Source organism: Hyphomicrobium methylovorum (assembly GCF_013626205.1).
Taxonomy (GTDB): Bacteria; Pseudomonadota; Alphaproteobacteria; order Rhizobiales; family Hyphomicrobiaceae; genus Hyphomicrobium_B; species Hyphomicrobium_B methylovorum.
In genome coordinates this window covers 2,710,917-2,729,097 of sequence record NZ_QHJE01000001.1, presented here as the reverse complement: position 1 = coordinate 2,729,097, position 18,181 = coordinate 2,710,917, and the positions used below count along the sequence as shown (strand labels likewise).

Below are 18,181 nucleotides of genomic sequence, written 5' to 3'. Positions count from 1 at the left end.
GAAAACCAGCGTTCACGGACGATAACGCTTGCCTTCCGCACGCTGATCGTTCTCATTGAGGCATTGAGGTTATGCGCCTTCCTCTAGGCGAGTCTATTTCTCTCACTATACGGATTTATCGGGGGGAAATTTTGCAACTCAGTCGCGCAAGGCTCGACGAGCCCATCGAACGATCGGAAGGAATTGATGGGTCCAACACCCACCAATTTCACATAGAAGCGGAAAAGCAGAGATCTGGCGACACGGTCGCAACCAAGATAACTGCATTCACCGCGGATGAAAAAGCACAGCCGCTGCAAGATCAGCGATACAAAAACCTTCTTAAGTTGAGCCACAACACGGGAAAGATCGAGCAAGAAAAAGAATTCCCGCACTTACTGCAAGCTGCCTCCTCGATGCGAGGCGTAGAGATGGTCTCAACCTATTGCTCGCTGATCAAATACCTTTGCATGCAATGCCACTTTGTATCTCAAGACTTGAAGCGCCAATTATACCCTCACGTCCTCAATGCAATCCGGCTGACGAAAGACCCCGAGCTACTCCACCTCCTGCTCGGGGGTGCAATACCAAACGGTCAAGAAATGTCGACGGTAGTGAGACTTTATGAGGGAACGCCTGAATCCAGTTATTACGCCAACCCTACCTTATACTTCGAAGGTCTTACGGCAGCGCAGCACGAAGAGAATTGCAAAAAAAATCCTGAAACTTACGCTGTGATATGCAATTATTTTGCGGCATCCCCACAAAGATATTCTGCGCTGTACTGCATCTATTTGAACCGGTTCCTAAACTCGTTTGGCGTAGCTTCTATTCAAAGTCTCGATCTGAAAGCCCACAACGTTCTCGAGTCGGTCAGATTTGACGAGATCCAGCACGCCGAGCCTGCGCCGCTCGTCTCCGTCATCATGTCTGCATACAATTGCGAAGCGACGGTCGATTACGCAGCGGCATCCATCTTGCGCCAATCCCACCGTAACGTCGAACTGCTGATTTGCGACGATAGCTCTAGTGACGCAACACTCGCCAAACTCCTTGACCTCGCCCAGCGCGACAGTCGCGTGCGAATCTTTCGATCAAAGAAAAATCAGGGAACCTACAACATCAGAAATCTCCTATTGCAGCGCGCGAGAGGGGAGTTCGTGACATTCCAAGATTCCGATGACGTGTCCCTACCAGATCGACTCCATCGGCAGGTAACTCGCATTGCGCAAAGCGACGCCGTCGCGGTCTACGGACATTGGATCCGGGTTTCGGAGGATGGCACGCTCAATTTCTTCTTCGATGGCAAGTTGCTCCGCTTCTGTAGTGTATCCTGCATGTTCCGACGCTCCTCGATCCAGGGAGCGCCATTCCGTCGCTCGCACATTGGAGCAGATACCGAATTCTATGAGAACTTGCGCAGCCGCTTTGGCAGCGAAAAATTGATCACCCTCTCAGAACCACTGATCTTCGGATTGTGGTCAGACTCCTCCTTGACGAAACTGGCGAATATGAAAGCCGAAAAGGACGGATTTCTATCAACGTCGAGACGAGAGTATTCAGATATCGCCGCGCGCCAACGCATTCTGGGCATGCGACTAATCTCCGACGAAAAGGTACATGGCGTCCTTAAGGCGCACGACATTTATCGGACCGAGGCTGGACTCGATAGTCTTGAGATCAATCAATGAAAACCGTCGCATGCATGGCTACATACCCGGCTAGGGCGTCGACGATTGAAGCTGCCGCTGCTTCAATCGCTCGACAGGTTGATCAACTCAACATCTGCTTCAACGAGTATGACCGCTTTCCAGCATGGCTAGAGAAGTACCCGAATATTGACGCTGCAATTCCCGTCCAGAACTTCATCGACGTGGGCAAATTTTGCTTCGATGTCGATCCGCAAGATGAGGTTGTTCTCGTTGACGATGACATATTGTATCCCGTCAATTACGTGAGCGAACTACGGCGACACCGTTGCGTGCTGGGCCTTTCCGACGTGATCGTCGGGGTACATGGAGTAATCTACGCTGACCTCTTCGATGGCTCTGCATCCGCCCGGCGCGTATTTCACTTTCAAAGTGCGTTGAATCGCTATCGCGTCGTCAACCAACTCGGCACTGGAACAGTCCTTCTGAAAGGCTTCCAGATGCCGAGCCGCCCATTCCTGGCCGGATCGGAACGATACGTCGACTTGCGGTTCGCCGTTTATGCTCACCGCAACAGATGGCCGATGGTATGCGTGCCGCGAGAAGCGAATTGGTTGAACGAACAAGAGTCGGGCACAAGCATATTCGCCGATTTTACCGAACGCTGGCCGGAAGCGGTCGTTAGGGAATCGCAGGAAATAGCTGGCTACGCGAAACTAGATCTATCAGTGGTTGCCGACGTTGTGTCGCGATCAACCGCGATGCAAACGGATCAAGCCTAAAGCTAGCTAAAACAATCCCACGGTAGCTGCCCGCGAAACCTCACCGCGATGCATCTTTAGGAATTTGCGCGGCCACCAAGAAGTACGGCGACGAAGCCCAAGGCAATCACGACTGCAGGTGCCGCAATCGCATAGAAGAATTCCAAGCCGATCATTGTTTTATGCCCCCGAGAACGAGTCCTGCAGCGCAATTTAGTGCCACCGCGGAATAATCCAAGCCTCTTTATGCCGCCCTCTTCTCGTGGCGCTCGAAAAGACGGTTGGATCGTCGGCCGAGTTCTGGCCGAACCTGCAGGCGCGGTACGGTCTCTGAGTGTTGCGCAAGAAGCGACAGAGCTTGCCTGGTAATTCCAAAGAGCTTCGCTAGGGCTGTCCTTGTCCTGTCCCCATGCTCAAGATACGCCACGTCGGCGAGAACCTCACCCAGATGCAGCAACATGGCGGGGTGAGATGGTTCGGGGCGCCAAATTGGCGGAGACGGAGTCCGTAGAACCCAGCTTTCCAAGGGCTTGATATGCGGCGCTCTTAAAATTCTTAAATCATTGAATAACAAATTAATACACGGAATTATTCCGGGTATGCCGTCCGTGCGTGTCCGCCGCTATCCGGCGAAAACCACGATAAAAAGTATGACTCGAAGTATGACCGCGAATTGGTTATGGCGCGTGACGGAGGTGACGCGACATGGCTCTCAACAAACTGACCGATGCAGGCATCAAGTCGGCTGAAAAGAAGGCAAGGGACCCAAAGGCTAAGGACAAGGTGCTCGCGGACGGCGGTGGGCTGCATCTGCGGATTCGAAAGACAGGAAGTCTGACGTGGTTCTTCGTCATCCGCTCCGGCAGCAAGCGGCGCGAAATGGGGTTCGGTACATATCCCGACGTATCCCTAGCGCGGGCACGCGATCTTGCCGCCGATGCTCGGCAGAAACTATTGGAGGGCCGTGATCCCATCGCCGATCGGGCGACGGCTAAGGAGCCTGAGACTTCGGCGGAAGTCGTGACCTTTGGCAAGTTCGCCGAGGATTATATCAAGAGCGTCGAAGGCGGCTGGCGCAACGAAGTCCATCGGCAGCAATGGCATAGCTCCCTGCGCGACCACGCGGCCCCGCTCAAGAACATGCCGATCGCCGACATCGGCACAGACGATGTGCTCGCCGTGCTTCAGCCGGTTTGGCTGGCGAAGGCGGAAACCGCCAGCCGCGTGCGCGGTCGTATCGAAAAAATTCTGGACGCCGCCAAGGCGCGCGGTCTGCGGCCGCGGGACGCGATGAATCCGGCCGCATGGCGGGGGCATCTCGCGCTCCTATTGCCGAAGCAGCCGAAGCTGGCGCGGGGCCATCATGCCGCTCTCCCATACAAAGAGGCGACTGCCTTCATGGTCGAGCTACGGAAGCGCCCTGCACTCGCGGCACGGTGTCTTGAATTCGTGATCTTGACGGCGGCACGCTCGGGCGAAGCACTTGGTGCTATGTGGGGCGAAATCAATTTCGAGGAGAAGATTTGGACTGTGCCGGCTGCGCGCATGAAAGCCGGATTTGAGCACGTCGCGCCCTTGTGTCACGCGGCTATCTCATTGTTGGAAGCGCTCAAGCCGGAGAAGCCGAAATCCAATGATCTCATTTTTGCCGTTGGCGGCGCGGCGCGATCGAACATGGCGATGACGATGCTCTTACGCCGAATGGATCATGGCGACATCACCGTACACGGCTGGAGGTCGACGTTCCGCGACTGGGCTGGCGACGCCACTAATTTTCCACGCGAACTTGTTGAACAGGCGTTGGCTCATACGATCGAAAACAAAGCCGAGCGCGCTTACCGGCGCGGGACAGCGATCGAGCGTCGTCGCGCGCTAATGGAGGCTTGGGCAAAATATCTGACGGAAGGCGCCAGTGCCAACGTGGTGCCATTCCAGGCGGCGGGTTAGAGTGCGGCGATGGACAAAGAGATGGACAAGGACAAAAATCCTCAAGACGCGCCTGATTTCGATGAGCCTGTCGTCGATGAAGACAACCCCGAATGGACGAAGGCCGACTTCGCGCGCGCCAAGCGTGGCGACGACATGCCGGATGCGATCAAGCGGGCATTCAAGGTGTGCAGCACGCGCGGGCGGTGAGCGGCTTGGTCGTTGCCGAGTCGCGACTCGGTCGGCGACTTGGCTCCAACTGCGTCGATCAATGGTGCGAATGGCTGGAGCGCGGCTCGTCAGTGCGATCCCGCCAAAAAAAGATCGTGCGGCTTGTCCGTCAGCATCCGCCGCCGTCCTTAATCGGTTGCGTTTTGCAACCGACGCCACCCAAACCGCCCTCTAGCGTTTGTTGAAGCGGCTATCTTGCTCCCCGTCATCCACTTCAACGAAGGGACTCGGAGTGAACAGAAGTCAACTTGCGCGACACATCGGCGTCGATCGCGTCACGATCTATAATTGGGAACGCGCGGGAATGCTACCGGCTGGCGAGCGTATCAGCCCCCGCCGCACCATCTTCAGCCCCGCCGCCATCATCGCGGCTGAAACGTTGATGCAGGGGGCGCGCGCATGAGCATTTTTGCATCCCACGAGGACAAAGCCCACAAAGCGCTGGATACCGCCGTTAGTCATCATGCACTTGCTGTTGCGAGCCTCGACGCACATCGGCTAGCTCCAGCCGATCCAGGCGATTTCAGCGCCATCAAAGAATGGGACGCGACCGACGCAGCGCTTGCCCGCGATGTCGATATCGCGGCTGGAGTGGTCACTCACTGGCAGGGCGTAGCCGCACGGCTGGACGAAGAGGCGGCGAAGAAGGCGGCAGCCGGCGAAAAAATCGCGGCCGAAAAAGAAGTCAAGCAATATGAGCTCTTGGTCCGCGAGATTGTGGCCGATAGCGTGAAGATGAAGGCCAAAATCGATAAGCTGGAAGCGCACCGCGAACGCGCCCGAGCGGCTGGCGTCGACGATGCGGAAATGAGGGTCAGGCGAAAACCCGGCCGGGTTGTCCCCGCGATCACTGAAACCGTGGCCGCGTGGTTCGACCCCACCGGCCGCCGGTTCGGCTCCGACATGACGCACGACGCCAACGGGCTGGTGGTGAAGGCCAAGGATCGCATGCAGCGCGAAGTCGTCGACACGATCCGCGAAGAGCACGAATTGCCCGGCGAGATGCCCACGCGCTTCGCCAATGCAATCAAGTTGGTCGGTCTTGAAGGCCACCCACTGTGAGCGCGGTGCTCGCCGCCATGTGTCAGCCGTTTGCCGCGACGGCCGGACCTATCAGCTGCGATGGCCCGTCGGTTCGCCGCCCGCATCTTTGAAATCGCGGACGCTCATAAAAATGCGGCGGCCGAGGGATGAGCCCGGCCGCCTTTAATCTCTAACCTAAACCGGGCGTTGCAGCGCCCGACAGCCTGTGAAGCGAGTTCTGTTTATGATTGTTTCCGAGACTTGCGAAGTCGCCTTGAGTGGCCTCGCCGCCGCCCGTGTCGCCGCGTATGACCCAGCGCCGGGGCGGCTCCGCAAGGTCGTCGTGCTCGGGCGCACCCTCGGCCAGATGGGGACGCCTCGGCCGGATGCCCTAGAGGAAATCGAGTCGGCCCTCTATGCCGACGGCCTGTTGCCCGCCGACACGCCAAGCCAACAACGAGCGTGGCGACACGCGTTAGACGCCGCCAGTGATGCTTTCGACAATGGCACCAACGAGGCGTTGCCAACTATCGCAGCCGATGCGGTTGCCCAAGCCGATGATGGCGCGGAGGCGTTGCGTCTCGTGCTCGATCGTTGCGCTACCTTCGCCAATGATGGCGAGATGGTCGACGCCGTGCGCGATGCGCTCAGTGCTGTTGGTCGCGCCGACGAAATGCTTGCCGCACCCTTCGGCTATTTGCGGGCTGAGCGTGCTTGGTTTGGACGCGGTGAAGAGCGCGCAGCCGCCGAAGCCAAAGAACGCGCCGAAATGGCGGAGTGGCGGGCGGAGCGTGACGCCGATTCCGTTTTCGCGGCTCTCCCACCCGACGCCGACTTCGCTTCTGCCTTGCGTGATGCTCATTCGCTTTTGACGGAGGAATCCGCCGACATGATCGCCGGCCAGACAATCGCTCGCCTCGCCCGTCCGCCTGTCCGCCAGTACGTGCCTGCAACGGGCACCGATCCATTCGCGGGCGGCTGGCAAGAGGCAGACGACACGGCGATAGCGCTGCACGAAAAGGCAAAATCTACGTTAGAAGCGCGTGAAGCCGGGTTCGATCCGGCTGCAGCCATTCTCGCTCTCGAACTGAGGGCGCAGACGGCCGGAACGCCCGAGGCGCTTGCTCTCGCCACAGCCCTAAAGCGCGAGCGGCTCGGGATGAATGCACCAGTTGAAGTGGACGAGCCCGAACCGGAACCGCTGAGCGTAGAGAACAGCTTAGCCGACCTCTGCTCGCCGCCCGGCCTTGTCGGCGAAATCGTGGATTGGATGGAGGCCAGCAGCGACCGGCCAAACCGCGCACTCATGCTTGGCGCAGCGCTCACCTTTGTCGCCACGCTCGCAGGGCGCAAGTTTGCAACTCCATCGAATCTGCGCAGCAATAACTACGTCGTCACGCTTGCACCTTCCGGTCATGGCAAGGACCACGCCATCGGTCGCATCAAGACATTGTCGGCGGCGGCGGGACTCGATCGCTACGTCGGCCCAGCGCGGATCATGTCCGCCAGTGCTCTGCGCAAACTTGTCGCCCGCGAGCCAGCCGTTGCATGCTTCATGGACGAGTTCGGCGGTTTCATAGGACAAATTCATGACCGCCGGGCAGGTTTGCACAACGCGATGATCCGCTACGACATGCTCGAAATGTTCAGCGCGGCGGGGACATTCTTTGCAGGCGCCGAATATGCGGGAGAGGCGGCGACAAAGGTTTTCGCACCGAACTTCTCGATTTCCGGCACTAGCACGCCGGAATCCTTCTGGTCATCGCTGTCATCGCTTTCTGCATCGGATGGCTTGCTGGCGCGCCTCATCCTGCTTGACGTGACTGGGCCGAAGCCTGCCCGCGTCAAGCCTCGGCTTTCTCCCAACGATGTTCCAGCCGCGCTAGTCGACGCTGTGCGAGCGTTAGCGGAAAGGGGCGGCAATCTCGCGGCCACCTTGTCGGATCGCGCGCCCAAGGCCATCACCGTGCCGCTGGACGCCGAAGCCGAGGAGATTGACGCGGACAACATTGCTGGATTGGACGCTGCCGAAAGCTCGGCCAGTCCCGAAGCCATGCCGTTCCTGAACCGCGTGCGCGAGCATGCTCTGAAGCTGGCGCTTGTCGTGGCGGTTGGTTGCAATCCTAGCGCGCCGGTCATCACTGGCCCCGTCATGGAATGGGCCTATCGGCTGGCGCGCCTTTCGACCGCAACGCTTATCCGTGAGAGCGCCGACCGGATCGCCGACAATGATCGTTCGGCGGCCTATGGGAAAATCCTACGAGTCATCAAGGGTGCTAGCGCAGCCGGCATCCAGCCCAGCCGGATCGGCGATAGGCTGAAGGGCATCGATAAGCGGATGCGCGAAGAGTTGCTGGCCGACATGACGGCGGCGGGCCGGGTCAGGCTGGTGAAAACTGCACCAGCCGGGGGGCGGGGCGGAAGGGTCAGCGAACGCTATTTCGCCAGCTAGCAATTTTCCACTGGCGAGTGGAAAATCGGTTGGAAAATTGATCCCCCGCCCGCGCTCCGGGCGGGGTTTCTTCTGCAAAATTCCATCAAAATTCCACGCGCCAGTGGAAAATTGCGTTGCCGCGAAAGGCGCGGAAAACCTAGGGTTTCGATATTTCAGGTATCAAAATTCCAATTTTCCAATTTTCGGTAAGCCCCCCCTTTTTTACGGCATGAACCTGTTCGGGGGTGGCTTCCCGTTATCGGCCTAGTTGCGGAAAATTGGAAAATTGGAAAATCGCCACACAACGCGGCTGGCTAGCATTTCACCGAGCCCTTGACGGCGCGCGCAAGGGACAACTGGTGACAACTTACGTCGCACGCAGATTGACGTTGATCAAAACCTGCATCACGCCGGCTGCTTATCCAACGTCGGCGGGTCGCTTAACATTACCGTTCGCGATCTGGTCGAACTGACCTTGCAAACCGGCCAGCCGGCCAACGATCTTCGCGCTATCCTTCGAATTCCGATCGCGATCCCTGGCCCGTTTCGCTTCACGCAATTTTTTGTGCTGACGGTTCGGAACCTTAAGTTCGGTGCGGTCGATGATAACGCCCGTGACCTCGCATGCCCGGTCGATTGAGCGCTTTTCCTTATGATACCGAAGGCCGGCCCGGTGGATGCATTCCTTCACCTCCCAGACCAGTTTCTTACTCACGTGCGGCCCGGACAGGGTGATGTCGTCGATATAAATCGACAGTACACATCCATTGGCCTTAGCCAGCGACGCCACCTTCTCCCACACGTCGATGTGCGCATAATATGCCAGGATCGGGCTTGCCGGGCTTCCGGTGGCGAGATGCCCGTCGCAGCACACGAGATTGGCGAGTGTTCCCGCCACATCCTCCGGGCATCCCATGACTGTATTGAAAAACCAATATATGCGACGGCGCGTCGTGCTCGGAAAATACTTCTGCACGTCAAGAGAATGCACTACGCGACCGTCGCGGTGCACGGCGGCGTTCCCCACGTATGAGCGCCCCTTCACCGGACAGAATAAGGCATCCGGCGGCGATATGCGGCCAAGCAGTTTTGCGATGCGCTTCTGCGCACGCTTCAACTGAGCGCATGGATCGTCGATCATGCGGAAGCTGCCGTCTTTTTTCGGCGCAGGAAAATGACGGTACAGGTTTTGAGATGTGCTGAGGAACCGAAGTTCCGCCGGGGTGACGAGAAGCAGTTCGGCAAGCTTTCGCCGGGTGGGCATACGATGAAGCGACGACTGTTGGAGGGCATGATATTTTCTCGCGCTCACGGCGCTTCCTCCGACCGAGCCTCAAGAAATCGCATCAGCGCCAAAATCTTTCCCGCGACAATCTTCTGCGCGCCGGCCCGGCGTTGCGGCTGCGCGTAGTTCTCGGCGAAAAACAGGATCGATGATGCCGGCAGTTTGAAGACGTCCGCATATCGTTGGATCAATTGGAGCGTCGGCTCCTTGGTCTCGCTTTCGATTTCGCTGAGATAGGATTTGGATATGCCGAGCTTTTCCGCAGCGGCACTCTGATTGAGATCATGAAATTTACGGATACAGCGTAGGGCATCGCCGATCATCGTGGCCTCCTTAAGAAAGGGGGATAGCGGTAGGGCGCGCGCCTAATGTTTGAACCACTTCGCGATCTCGATCACCGCATCCACAAACTTTGCGACATACGGCACAACAATCAGAAGTTTGAGCGTCATCCGTCCTAGCAATTGCCAGAACTTCATCCGCCAATTAGACCGCTTACGTCCCCTGCCGAAGCTTTTCGAGCGAGTATGCATCGATTGCCAATCCTCCTGTCGCTACAGGCGCTAGATGCGCATGCAGTCGTCGGGCAACAGGAACGGAACGGGGGACGCTTTTACCCTACTCGATACCCTTTCCGCGCGCGGTCGTCGGCGCGCGGGGGCCGCGTACTGCGGCCTAATTTGGTGAGCTTTCGCCCACCGCAAGGTCACCGACCTCAGCGAATGACGACTTGTCGTTCTGCTACTTCGGCTGCACCCGTGATGGGGCGATTCGGGGGCTGCGATCAACGACAAAAGTTCGCTGGCAGCGAACATCGTTGTGGATTGTATCGATGCGAGCGCTTCCTCTAATCGACCGGCAGCGGCCTTCGACACTCATGCGGCCGATTGAGCCGAGCGGCATAGGTACGAACATCGATCATCGGACGGTGGCAATGGCCTAGCGCTGTGCCATCAATTCGAGCAGGAGGGCCGTCGCGATGTTCGTTCGGAAGGGGCACAATGATCGGTTTAATTCTCATGTTGGCGAGCGCGACGCCATCCATCGATTCCTGCGCCGCCGCAGTGCATCAGCTTGGGAACTTGCCGGCACAGCAAATCGCGGACGCGTGCAAGGTCGAACCGGATCGCGATAGACTATGGACGGGTGACGGCGAGCCAGCAGCTTGCGTTAGCGCAAAAAAGCTTGGCGGGAGTGCTGCCGACATGGGCGATCTCCCGCCGGTCATGATTGAGGGGATCATCGCCGATTTCGACAAGCATGTTGCTGCTTGTAAAAATCCGCCGCCGCCGAGCGATCCGACGAAGGATCGGACGACGGCGCCAAGGCTTTGGGATTGACGGCGACCGTAGCGCGACGCCACCGAAACAATCCCATCGCTCAACTTTCTATCTTTCATGATGCCACCATGGCATCGCACACCAATCACCCTGCTCGCCTCGCCGCCCAAGCGGTCGGCCTGAAGCAATGGCATGGCCCACATTGCCCGATCCACCCGGACGCCTTTCGCTTCGTTTCGACGGGCGCCTGCATCGACTGCGGCCGGATCAATTCACGTGACGCCGCCCGACGCCGTGCAGCCGTCCCCGCCGTCGTCGCACAGCGCGAAGCCCGGCAGGCTGCCATCGCCGGCCGAAAAGCAGCGGAGGCCGAACGCCGGGCACTCCCCAACATCGCGAACGATCCGCGCAGACTCGCTGCGATTGCCGCCGGACTCTCGACCTGGCTCGGCCCCGACTGTCGCCATCGGCATGGGAGCCTCAGATACACGTCATCAACAGCGGCGTGCGTCGAGTGCCGTCGCCTTTCCAATCAAAGGAATGTCTATGCCCGCTGAACTGAGCCTCACCCTTGACCGCCGCAACCTGGCGCGCTTCCGCACGCTGTTGAAGGCGAACCGCATGATGGCAGCTAAGAGCCTCACCTTCGTCGCAGAAAAAGCGAAGCCCGCGTGGATCGCAGGCCATTCGCTATTCCATCGTCGCAACACCTGGCTGGACAGGGGCGTGCGCATCCGCGCGGCGACACCCGGCAATCTCAATTCCCAGGTTGGCAGTCTGGATAAATTTTTCGCTCGACATGTGAAGGGCATTGATGAGCACAAGGGCGGCCGGCTGTTCGTGCCTGCTTACAGGGACATCAGCGAGGCGCCCACACACACCAAGGTCAGGGCCATGCTTCGGCGGGCGGAGGGCACCCAGCGCAAGCCATTCCGCATCGGTGACACGCTCGTGCGCCGCAAGGGCAAGACTCGCACACCGTTGATCGTGTTGGGACGGATAACGAATGGCGCGAAGATCGAGCCGCGCTTCGATGCCTTAGAGATTGTGGATCGAGCGGTGACAGAGAATTTCCCAACAGTTTATTCCCGGCTGCTCCGTGCCTGGTCAGCCAAGAACTAATGCAAGGGCGCACGTTGGCGACTTTGTTGGCACGTCAACACCTGTAAAAAACCGTGGGTCCTCCCAAGGGCGGCACACGGTCACGGGTCGACGCGCAATGGCGACACCCCCGCAGATGAGTTGCATTTTGCAACTTTGTTTCGATCGGACGAACAGAAGCCACAGGTAAACGCGCAGAAAAGCGCGGCCGTCATACGGGTATCTGAATACCCACAATAGAAAATCGCTCTCGTGCCGCGCTGCTAGTCGCGCTCGACCTCGCGGAACGGGCTGTCCGACACGCCCAACTCGTGGCGGATGAAGTAGCGGGCGAACAGGCGCATGATGTCGGCCGCGTGATGCAATCGCGTCAGTTCCTCAGCAATATCCGGGTCGGAGGGATGTTTCTCGCGCACGTGGGCGACTGCGACACGGCACGCCTTCCATAAGTAGTCCTCAACCGTCTCGCTGCCACAGGCGGCAAGAAATGGACGCAGATTGGATTCATCTTCCTCGGCACGAATGAGCGGGAACGTCCGAGCGACCCACGGGCGAATGTCCTTTCCTTCGGGGTATCGGACTTCGAGCACCTTGAAATAGCTGAGCACCGCATAGCTGATCATGAAATTTTGCTCGGCATTGCGCGCTTCGCGATAGAGCGCGAGCGCGCGCTGCGCTTCTTCCGATGCCGGAATATCGCGATCGAACACCCAATAATGCGTGGTGGTGAAGGCGAGATTTCGCTTTGGCACGGCGACGGGCACCGGATTGCCCGACCAACCATCTTGCGCGATTGCGAATTGGTCATCGCACCATGTGAGCAGACTGAGGAAGCGGTTTATCACCGTCATCGCTTCCTCCATGCTGAGCTTGTTGGCGTGCAGGTCGACATGGATGGACTGCACGTGCTCCTTAGTCTTCGGCATCAGCACGAACTTGTATCGGTCAAAGTTGACCAGCATTTCCTCGCGCGGCCACGTGACCTGATTGTCCACGCCGATATTCAGAAAGTGCGACGATGACGTTACGCCGAGGCGCTGACGGCGCGCATTCTCGGCATCCTCTTTGTCATACTCCGACCCGTCGCCGATCGGGGGTGATGGGTGGGCGCGAGCATCTTCAATTCTTCGCGCCAGTTGTTCAAAGAACCGTCGGTTGAAAACAAGTTCTCGGCTGACCGGCGCGTTCCGTAATTCGGCATCGAAGCTCACGCCGGGCTGAAGCAGGGAGACGGCCTCATCGCGCACGAACGAAAGCTGGTGCCGTGCGCCGTCTCGTTCGTAGGTAATCACTGCCAGCCCATGGCTGTTAGTTCCTGCCTCCGCCGCCGAAAGCCGCACGCCGATGATACTGTCTCGCATTGCCTTGTCGGCAAGCAGGTTGCTCAATGCATCAGTCAAGGTAGCGGCGCCGCCAAATGCGTCGGCCTTACCACCAACAGGCTTTAGATGCGCGATGCTCGCGCACACCATGCCCGCCCAGCTTGGCCGCCCCGCGACCAGCCCGAGCACGCCCGCAACAATCTGCTCATCCGACAGCTTTTGGCCACGACTCTCCCGGCCGCTCGGTAAGCGGCCCGAGCCGCGCAGCGCCTCAAACCGTTGATCCATGTCCGCCAACGCGTCTGTCGAGAGATCACTCTTGCCGCACAGTTCATTGAGAATGTGGGCCAACTGTTTGGCGAGCATAGTTCCTCATTTTCGATGACAGCAAAGCGAGGCGGTCGCGTTGGGGGGGGGCTCACGATGGGGCAACTAGTCCGTAGCGCCAAGCGATCAAGCCATGTTTAGCGCGAAGCCACAACCCGCCAGAGCCACCCGACCCGTCCCGTCAGTGGCGACCCAACGCGCCATGATGTTTGCATGTCAAAGCCCGCTCCCTATGTCCGGCCAAGCCGAGTAACGATTCCGGCCAAGGCGAATCCGCTCGCCCGCCTAGCATTCGAACTCATGAAGCGCCATGGCGTCTCGTATCAGGAGTTAGAATTCCGCTCCGGGATTCTGGCTTCCTCCGTGAAGGCGTGGAGGGGCGGCGGCAAGCTTCGTCCGAATGTCCCCAGCCTCGCCTCGATCGAAGCGGCCCTTGGCGTTTTCGGCTACCGGCTTGTCCCATGCCCACCGCTCAGTAATTTGCCCGCAGACGTGCGCGAGAAGCTTGAAGAAGTGGGCCAGCATTTCATCAGCGACGACGAGACCCTTGCCGCTGCCATTGTTGCCGCGACCAGCAAGCCCGGCGACCGCTGCACGGCAGACGGGCCGGCGCCACGTCTTACATATCGCCGACCCTATTGGGAGAATGCCACAGCATGAGCATGGTCCGACTCGAATTTCCAATCGACAGCGGCATGAAGGGCGTTCCGGCAACAGAATATGTCTCGGCCAGAAACCTCAGGGCCGAAGAACTTGAGGGCCTTCAGGGCGCGGACGCCGATACCATCATGGCTGTCTGCACCGGCTTATCGCTCGATCAGGTCGCACGCCTCACCGCACAGGACCGTGCGGCAATCATCGTCGCACGTAGGAGCATTACATGACCGATCCCAAAGCGCTCGCCCGCGCGCGCGAATTGCTGGCTGAAACTGAATCGCAGATCGCCACTGGCCTTGGCGGGCCGTACGTTGAGAAAAACCTCGAGTCTCACCGCCTCCGCGTGGCGCATTTGGAGGCCAGCGCATCGCTTATCGTGCCCGTAGCATCCATACCGCCCATTACGCCTGTACGGCCCGCAGTGTCCCAAATTGCTCGCCCGCTCCCCGCACCGACCGGCTCGCGCGAAGAGCGCCTGCGCCGCCTAGCGACCGCGATGGGCGCGGATGATCGGACCCTTGCCGCTGCAATCGCGGCTGGCACGTCGCCGGATGAGTTTGCTTTGAAGGTTGTCGACGATCGTGATCCAGATGCCGTGGCTCGCCGGATCGCCCATTCGGACGAGCCAGCCGCTATGCGCAAGTTGGCGCCGGAAGTCGAAACCATCGCGGCACGCATTGCGGGTGCATGAGTTCGCCTGTGGCTAAATTTTCCGACCCGAGATAATCAACACCACTGCCACGGTGGAGGCGGTTGCCTCCACGCATAGCGCTGCCAATTGCGGCGTGGCGGTGCGACGGTGCTGCAGATTGAGAGCAAGCGCCAGAGACGCTCTGGCGTGCGCTCGGACCTCTTTGTTGCTTTCGCCGGGGAATTGGTGCGGGACATACGCCTCCAACATCCGGTTTGCGTCGGTGATGCTCGGCTTGACGCCATCCAATGTGGCATGAATTGCAGGATCAAATACGGCCTGCGCGAGCGATATGATGGCCTCGCGGCAGAGCAGACCAATGGCTTGGCAATCTTCCTCTGCGGTCGCAGTTTCAAGTTGCTTCCGTGCTTTGGCAAGCACCCGGTCGACCCTTTCCCAGCCGGTCGGCTCGCGATGCGCGTCAGCCACGACAGAGCGTTGCGATATCGCCTCGATCGCGGGGGAAAGCATTTTCCGAATGTACTCGCGCCGCCCCCGATAGGTGTCGAAATTAGTGCGCCAATAATTGTACCAATCCCATAGGCTGTCGTGTGGATTCTCATAGGGAACGCCATCGGGGAGACTTCGTCGAATGCCGGCGTCGCGAGCGCGATAGTAATCGTCGACCTCCTGAATGCGATCGCCGCCCGTAGCGACCGAAATCATCATCTCGCGATGAATGATAAGATCGGCCAAGAGGCGCGCCATTCCCTCGGCTTCCGAGTTTCCCAAGGTCTCGACCTTTATGTCATCTGGCGCCCTTTGGCTTGGATCGCTGCTTGCCACCGCTTCGGCGATGCGTTTGCGATCGTGGGCAGGCAGCCTTCTCAAAGCCTCGTCAATCGGCGTCGGCGCACGAACAAGCGCCACTGGCGCGATGTCGAATCCGCTCTGTCGGAGGTCGATCGACACTTCGCAGGGTGCAAGCAGTATTGCCAGGTCGCGCCGATGGAGGCTCTCAAGAAATTTTCGGGCGTTGTCGCTGCTGTGAGCCATGATGACCTTATCGCCTGGGTTCGGAGGGTCAACGGTCCGCAGCCAACGGACATATCCGTTGCATCAACGGATATGTCCGTGTGCGGATTTTATTAGGCAAAAACCGAGGCTCTTTCCCACGCTCGTGCGTCGCATGACATACAGCAGGCATCGACTACGTAGGCGTCAAGAGAGGCATCATGGAAATCAAAACGGTCACCGCGGCGCTCATTACTGCGTTCGACGCACTTGATGAAGCGAACGACGAACGGATTGGCGGCCCCGAAGCGGTGGCGGACGATGTGCTGCGCTCTCTCGAAGATCACATTCTCGCTTCGCACGCCGACACGCCCGATGCGCTTGCCTGGAAAGTGCGTTGGCTCGCGCGCGCTGTCGCGAATGATTGGAGCGAGCCCGATGTGCGAACGATTGCGCGCTCGATCGAGAGCGATCTAGCAATGTCGATGACGTGAGCATGTGAACTCCTCCACATCACTCGCGTTGATGCGGTGACGAACGCGCGTGTTCAACGCAAACGCATCGAAGCGTGAACACGTGCGGACACGCACGGACGGCTACGCACAGCAAAATTCTAGAGTATGACTCGGCGTATGACCGGTCAAAGAAAATCATCAAAAATACAATGAAATCAATAAGTTATGGCGGAGACGGAGGGATTCGAACCCTCGATACGCCTTTAAAGCGTATGACGATTTAGCAAACCGTTGCCTTCAGCCACTCGGCCACGTCTCCAGGCGCACTCGCTCGGCACCCTATAGAGGCGAGATCGCGCCAATGCAAGCAGCAGCAATTCTGGATCCCCGTCCTAATCGTTGCCGCAAAGACGTCTTAGTATTCCCTAAACACTTCGCGATCGTGGAACGGGGGCTCACGTTGGCTGTGGACCGCAAATCATGGCTCTTTGCAGCACCGCTGCTCACGCTCGCCGCCGCTTCGGCTGGAGCCACGGAAGTCTGTGTCAAATGCACCGGCCCTGACGCAAGCTATGCCTGCGTCGTCAATGCGCAATCCGACGGACAGTTGGATACAGCAACCAACCTCTACTGCATTACGGCGCTCGCAAAGGCAGGACAGCACTCGAGTTGCAGCATCGACCGTAATACGCGCGCGCCCTGCCAAGGCGAACGCAAGGAGCTTCCGATTCCGGCGGGGTTAGGTGGCGTCGATGAGGAGCCGGCTCAGGAAGCCGCCACGCCGCCAGCTCACCAACCATCAGCCAACGTCGCAACCGCGCCAGAGCCTCACCAGCACGACGGCGCGCCGTCACATGAGCACGCGGATGAACCAGCGCCGGGCGAAGAACCGAACGCCGGCAAGCCGCCGAAGACCGTACTGGAAATGGTGGAAAAAGGCTCGAAGTCCGCGAGCGACAACAGCGCGGTGAAATCAGCCGGCACGGCGTTGCAAAATGCGGGCGCCGCAGTCGGCGACGCTGCAAAAACGTCGTGGAAGTGTCTCTCGTCGTTCTTTTCCAAATGCTGACGTGAAAGACCGCCAACATCCGCACGCGCATTTGCATGCGCGGGCAAAGGTCAATGAACTGTCGAAAGCCACTCGCGGGCCAGCCGCTGTGCGCGGATGATCTCGGCCTTGCTCATGTCCTGGGCAACCTCGAAACGATAGCGCTTCGCATCATCGTTTCCACGCATCGCCGAGATGTTGAACCACTTATGAGCTTGCACCAGATCGATCGAACCATCGCGACCTGTGCAGCAACTCAATCCCATTTCGAACAGAGCATCGTGCTGTCCGCCTTGCGCAGCAAATTCTACAACTTCACGCGCGGACATATCCAAACGCGACATCTTGCTTCTCTCCCAGTTACACAAAGTGCGCCGATCACAAATATCGACTCAACTTTTCTCCATCACGCTTCGTGACAGATCGCGAGCATCGCAGTGCATGGCTGAGAATCCGTAAAATACGGAACAAAATCAGTGTAAAACATCGATAAGCTTCGTTCGTTTCCTGCAACCGAATGACTCAAAACAGAACGAAAAGATCGAAACAGATCAGGCCGCGACGAATTCTTAACGGCGGTTGCCATCTTTCTCTAACCATGTTTTGAATCAGCTGTCGGGGGCGCTCGCGATTGACGGGATTTGCGACGCATTCAGCAGCGGTTCAGTCTGGGCTCGGTAACTATATCGGGTGGACGCATAAGCGTCCTTTGCCAGGGGGCAAGAGGGTTCGCGGTCTCGCGCGCGAACGAGGGAAAATGCAGAGCAGGCTCTTTTGCCGGTCGCTCGCGGTTGCGAGCCTCATCGCGCTCACCGGCTGCGCACAGGAAAGCCTCCAGCCGTCTTACCTCGGCTTGAGAGACTTGAGCAGCGATGCGATGGCAGCTCAGGCAACCGACGAAACCGAAATGCCGGATGCACTGCGCCATGTTCAATCGAACAAGGTGCTTGGCGCGATGGCCTTTCAAAGAGTGACGGGCCGCACCGTTGATCCGTCTCGTCTCGCTGGACCAAATTAAGCGACCGCCGCGCACGTGCGCCTTCAAAACAAACTTCGCG

At 58.7% G+C, this 18,181-nt stretch carries 21 protein-coding genes and 1 tRNA gene; 15 read left to right on the top strand and 7 right to left on the bottom strand.

What is annotated here, in order from left to right; translation table 11 throughout:
• Positions 1 to 131: 131 nt before the first annotated feature.
• The 7 genes from DLM45_RS13140 to DLM45_RS13110 all read left to right on the top strand — a co-directional run bounded on the left by DLM45_RS13140 (position 132) and on the right by DLM45_RS13110 (position 8,021).
• On the top strand, positions 132 to 1,670 hold the full coding sequence (locus DLM45_RS13140) for a glycosyltransferase family 2 protein (protein WP_181337538.1): 1,539 nt from the start codon (positions 132 to 134) through the stop codon (positions 1,668 to 1,670).
• On the top strand, positions 1,667 to 2,410 hold the full coding sequence (locus tag DLM45_RS13135) for a hypothetical protein (protein ID WP_181337537.1): 744 nt from the start codon (positions 1,667 to 1,669) through the stop codon (positions 2,408 to 2,410). Before DLM45_RS13140 ends, DLM45_RS13135 begins: the two co-directional genes overlap by 4 nt.
• Before the next feature lie 684 nt (positions 2,411 to 3,094).
• Positions 3,095 to 4,336 carry a tyrosine-type recombinase/integrase gene (locus DLM45_RS13130; RefSeq protein WP_181337536.1) on the top strand — a complete coding sequence of 414 codons (1,242 nt, stop codon included), beginning with the start codon at positions 3,095 to 3,097 and terminating at the stop codon, positions 4,334 to 4,336.
• Between the two features lie 9 nt (positions 4,337 to 4,345).
• Entirely contained in the window at positions 4,346 to 4,525 is a 180-nt protein-coding gene (locus tag DLM45_RS13125) for a hypothetical protein (RefSeq protein ID WP_181337535.1), read from the top strand.
• A gap of 253 nt (positions 4,526 to 4,778) precedes the next feature.
• Entirely contained in the window at positions 4,779 to 4,949 is a 171-nt protein-coding gene (locus DLM45_RS13120; protein ID WP_181337534.1) for a MerR family transcriptional regulator, read from the top strand.
• Positions 4,946 to 5,608: a hypothetical protein gene (locus DLM45_RS13115; RefSeq protein WP_181337533.1), complete on the top strand. Its 663-nt coding sequence runs from the start codon at positions 4,946 to 4,948 to the stop codon at positions 5,606 to 5,608. The genes DLM45_RS13120 and DLM45_RS13115 overlap by 4 nt, the downstream gene beginning before the upstream one ends.
• A gap of 205 nt (positions 5,609 to 5,813) precedes the next feature.
• On the top strand, positions 5,814 to 8,021 hold the full coding sequence (locus DLM45_RS13110) for a hypothetical protein (protein ID WP_181337532.1): 2,208 nt from the start codon (positions 5,814 to 5,816) through the stop codon (positions 8,019 to 8,021).
• Positions 8,022 to 8,421: 400 nt separating this feature from the next.
• Here DLM45_RS13110 and DLM45_RS13105 read toward each other — a convergent pair whose 3' ends face one another.
• A complete protein-coding gene (locus DLM45_RS13105; protein ID WP_181337531.1) occupies positions 8,422 to 9,315 on the bottom strand; it encodes a reverse transcriptase domain-containing protein in 894 nt (297 codons plus the stop codon).
• A complete protein-coding gene (locus DLM45_RS13100; protein ID WP_181337530.1) occupies positions 9,312 to 9,611 on the bottom strand; it encodes a helix-turn-helix transcriptional regulator in 300 nt (99 codons plus the stop codon). The genes DLM45_RS13105 and DLM45_RS13100 overlap by 4 nt, the downstream gene beginning before the upstream one ends.
• Positions 9,612 to 10,289: 678 nt before the next feature.
• On the opposite strand from DLM45_RS13100, the gene DLM45_RS13095 reads away from it, so the two are divergent.
• On the top strand, positions 10,290 to 10,628 hold the full coding sequence (locus tag DLM45_RS13095) for a hypothetical protein (protein WP_181337529.1): 339 nt from the start codon (positions 10,290 to 10,292) through the stop codon (positions 10,626 to 10,628).
• Between the two features lie 212 nt (positions 10,629 to 10,840).
• Here the strand turns inward: DLM45_RS13095 and DLM45_RS13090 are convergent, their stop codons facing one another.
• Entirely contained in the window at positions 10,841 to 11,041 is a 201-nt protein-coding gene (locus DLM45_RS13090; RefSeq protein ID WP_181337528.1) for a hypothetical protein, read from the bottom strand.
• Positions 11,042 to 11,114: 73 nt separating this feature from the next.
• Between DLM45_RS13090 and DLM45_RS13085 the strand changes: the two genes are divergently transcribed.
• Complete coding sequence (locus tag DLM45_RS13085; protein ID WP_181337527.1) at positions 11,115 to 11,690, top strand: hypothetical protein; 576 nt, start codon at positions 11,115 to 11,117, stop codon at positions 11,688 to 11,690.
• 242 nt (positions 11,691 to 11,932) lie between these two features.
• Here DLM45_RS13085 and mauJ read toward each other — a convergent pair whose 3' ends face one another.
• Entirely contained in the window at positions 11,933 to 13,357 is a 1,425-nt protein-coding gene (gene mauJ, locus DLM45_RS13080; RefSeq protein WP_181337526.1) for a methylamine utilization protein MauJ, read from the bottom strand.
• Between the two features lie 174 nt (positions 13,358 to 13,531).
• On the opposite strand from mauJ, the gene DLM45_RS13075 reads away from it, so the two are divergent.
• From DLM45_RS13075 to DLM45_RS13065, 3 genes are read left to right on the top strand one after another with little or no spacing between them, the layout of a single operon-like run.
• Complete coding sequence (locus DLM45_RS13075; protein ID WP_181337525.1) at positions 13,532 to 13,978, top strand: helix-turn-helix domain-containing protein; 447 nt, start codon at positions 13,532 to 13,534, stop codon at positions 13,976 to 13,978.
• Positions 13,975 to 14,202 carry a hypothetical protein gene (locus DLM45_RS13070; protein WP_181337524.1) on the top strand — a complete coding sequence of 76 codons (228 nt, stop codon included), beginning with the start codon at positions 13,975 to 13,977 and terminating at the stop codon, positions 14,200 to 14,202. Before DLM45_RS13075 ends, DLM45_RS13070 begins: the two co-directional genes overlap by 4 nt.
• Entirely contained in the window at positions 14,199 to 14,666 is a 468-nt protein-coding gene (locus tag DLM45_RS13065; RefSeq protein ID WP_181337523.1) for a hypothetical protein, read from the top strand. Before DLM45_RS13070 ends, DLM45_RS13065 begins: the two co-directional genes overlap by 4 nt.
• A gap of 12 nt (positions 14,667 to 14,678) precedes the next feature.
• Here the strand turns inward: DLM45_RS13065 and DLM45_RS13060 are convergent, their stop codons facing one another.
• Positions 14,679 to 15,662 (bottom strand): hypothetical protein, encoded by a 984-nt coding sequence (locus tag DLM45_RS13060; RefSeq protein WP_181337522.1) that lies wholly within the window; start codon positions 15,660 to 15,662, stop codon positions 14,679 to 14,681.
• A 179-nt stretch (positions 15,663 to 15,841) separates the two neighbouring features.
• On the opposite strand from DLM45_RS13060, the gene DLM45_RS13055 reads away from it, so the two are divergent.
• On the top strand, positions 15,842 to 16,114 hold the full coding sequence (locus tag DLM45_RS13055; RefSeq protein WP_181337521.1) for a hypothetical protein: 273 nt from the start codon (positions 15,842 to 15,844) through the stop codon (positions 16,112 to 16,114).
• Positions 16,115 to 16,301: 187 nt separating this feature from the next.
• On the opposite strand, the gene DLM45_RS13050 is transcribed toward DLM45_RS13055, so the two are convergent.
• Positions 16,302 to 16,394: transfer RNA gene (locus DLM45_RS13050), tRNA-Ser, on the bottom strand.
• Positions 16,395 to 16,541: 147 nt separating this feature from the next.
• Here DLM45_RS13050 and DLM45_RS13045 point away from each other — a divergent pair.
• Positions 16,542 to 17,144 (top strand): hypothetical protein, encoded by a 603-nt coding sequence (locus DLM45_RS13045; RefSeq protein WP_181337520.1) that lies wholly within the window; start codon positions 16,542 to 16,544, stop codon positions 17,142 to 17,144.
• A 50-nt stretch (positions 17,145 to 17,194) separates the two neighbouring features.
• Here the strand turns inward: DLM45_RS13045 and DLM45_RS13040 are convergent, their stop codons facing one another.
• Positions 17,195 to 17,467, bottom strand: coding sequence for an SEL1-like repeat protein (locus tag DLM45_RS13040; protein ID WP_181337519.1), 273 nt, complete (start codon positions 17,465 to 17,467; stop codon positions 17,195 to 17,197).
• Between the two features lie 413 nt (positions 17,468 to 17,880).
• Between DLM45_RS13040 and DLM45_RS13035 the strand changes: the two genes are divergently transcribed.
• A complete protein-coding gene (locus tag DLM45_RS13035) occupies positions 17,881 to 18,141 on the top strand; it encodes a hypothetical protein (protein WP_181337518.1) in 261 nt (86 codons plus the stop codon).
• The last annotated feature ends 40 nt before the right edge of the window (positions 18,142 to 18,181 follow it).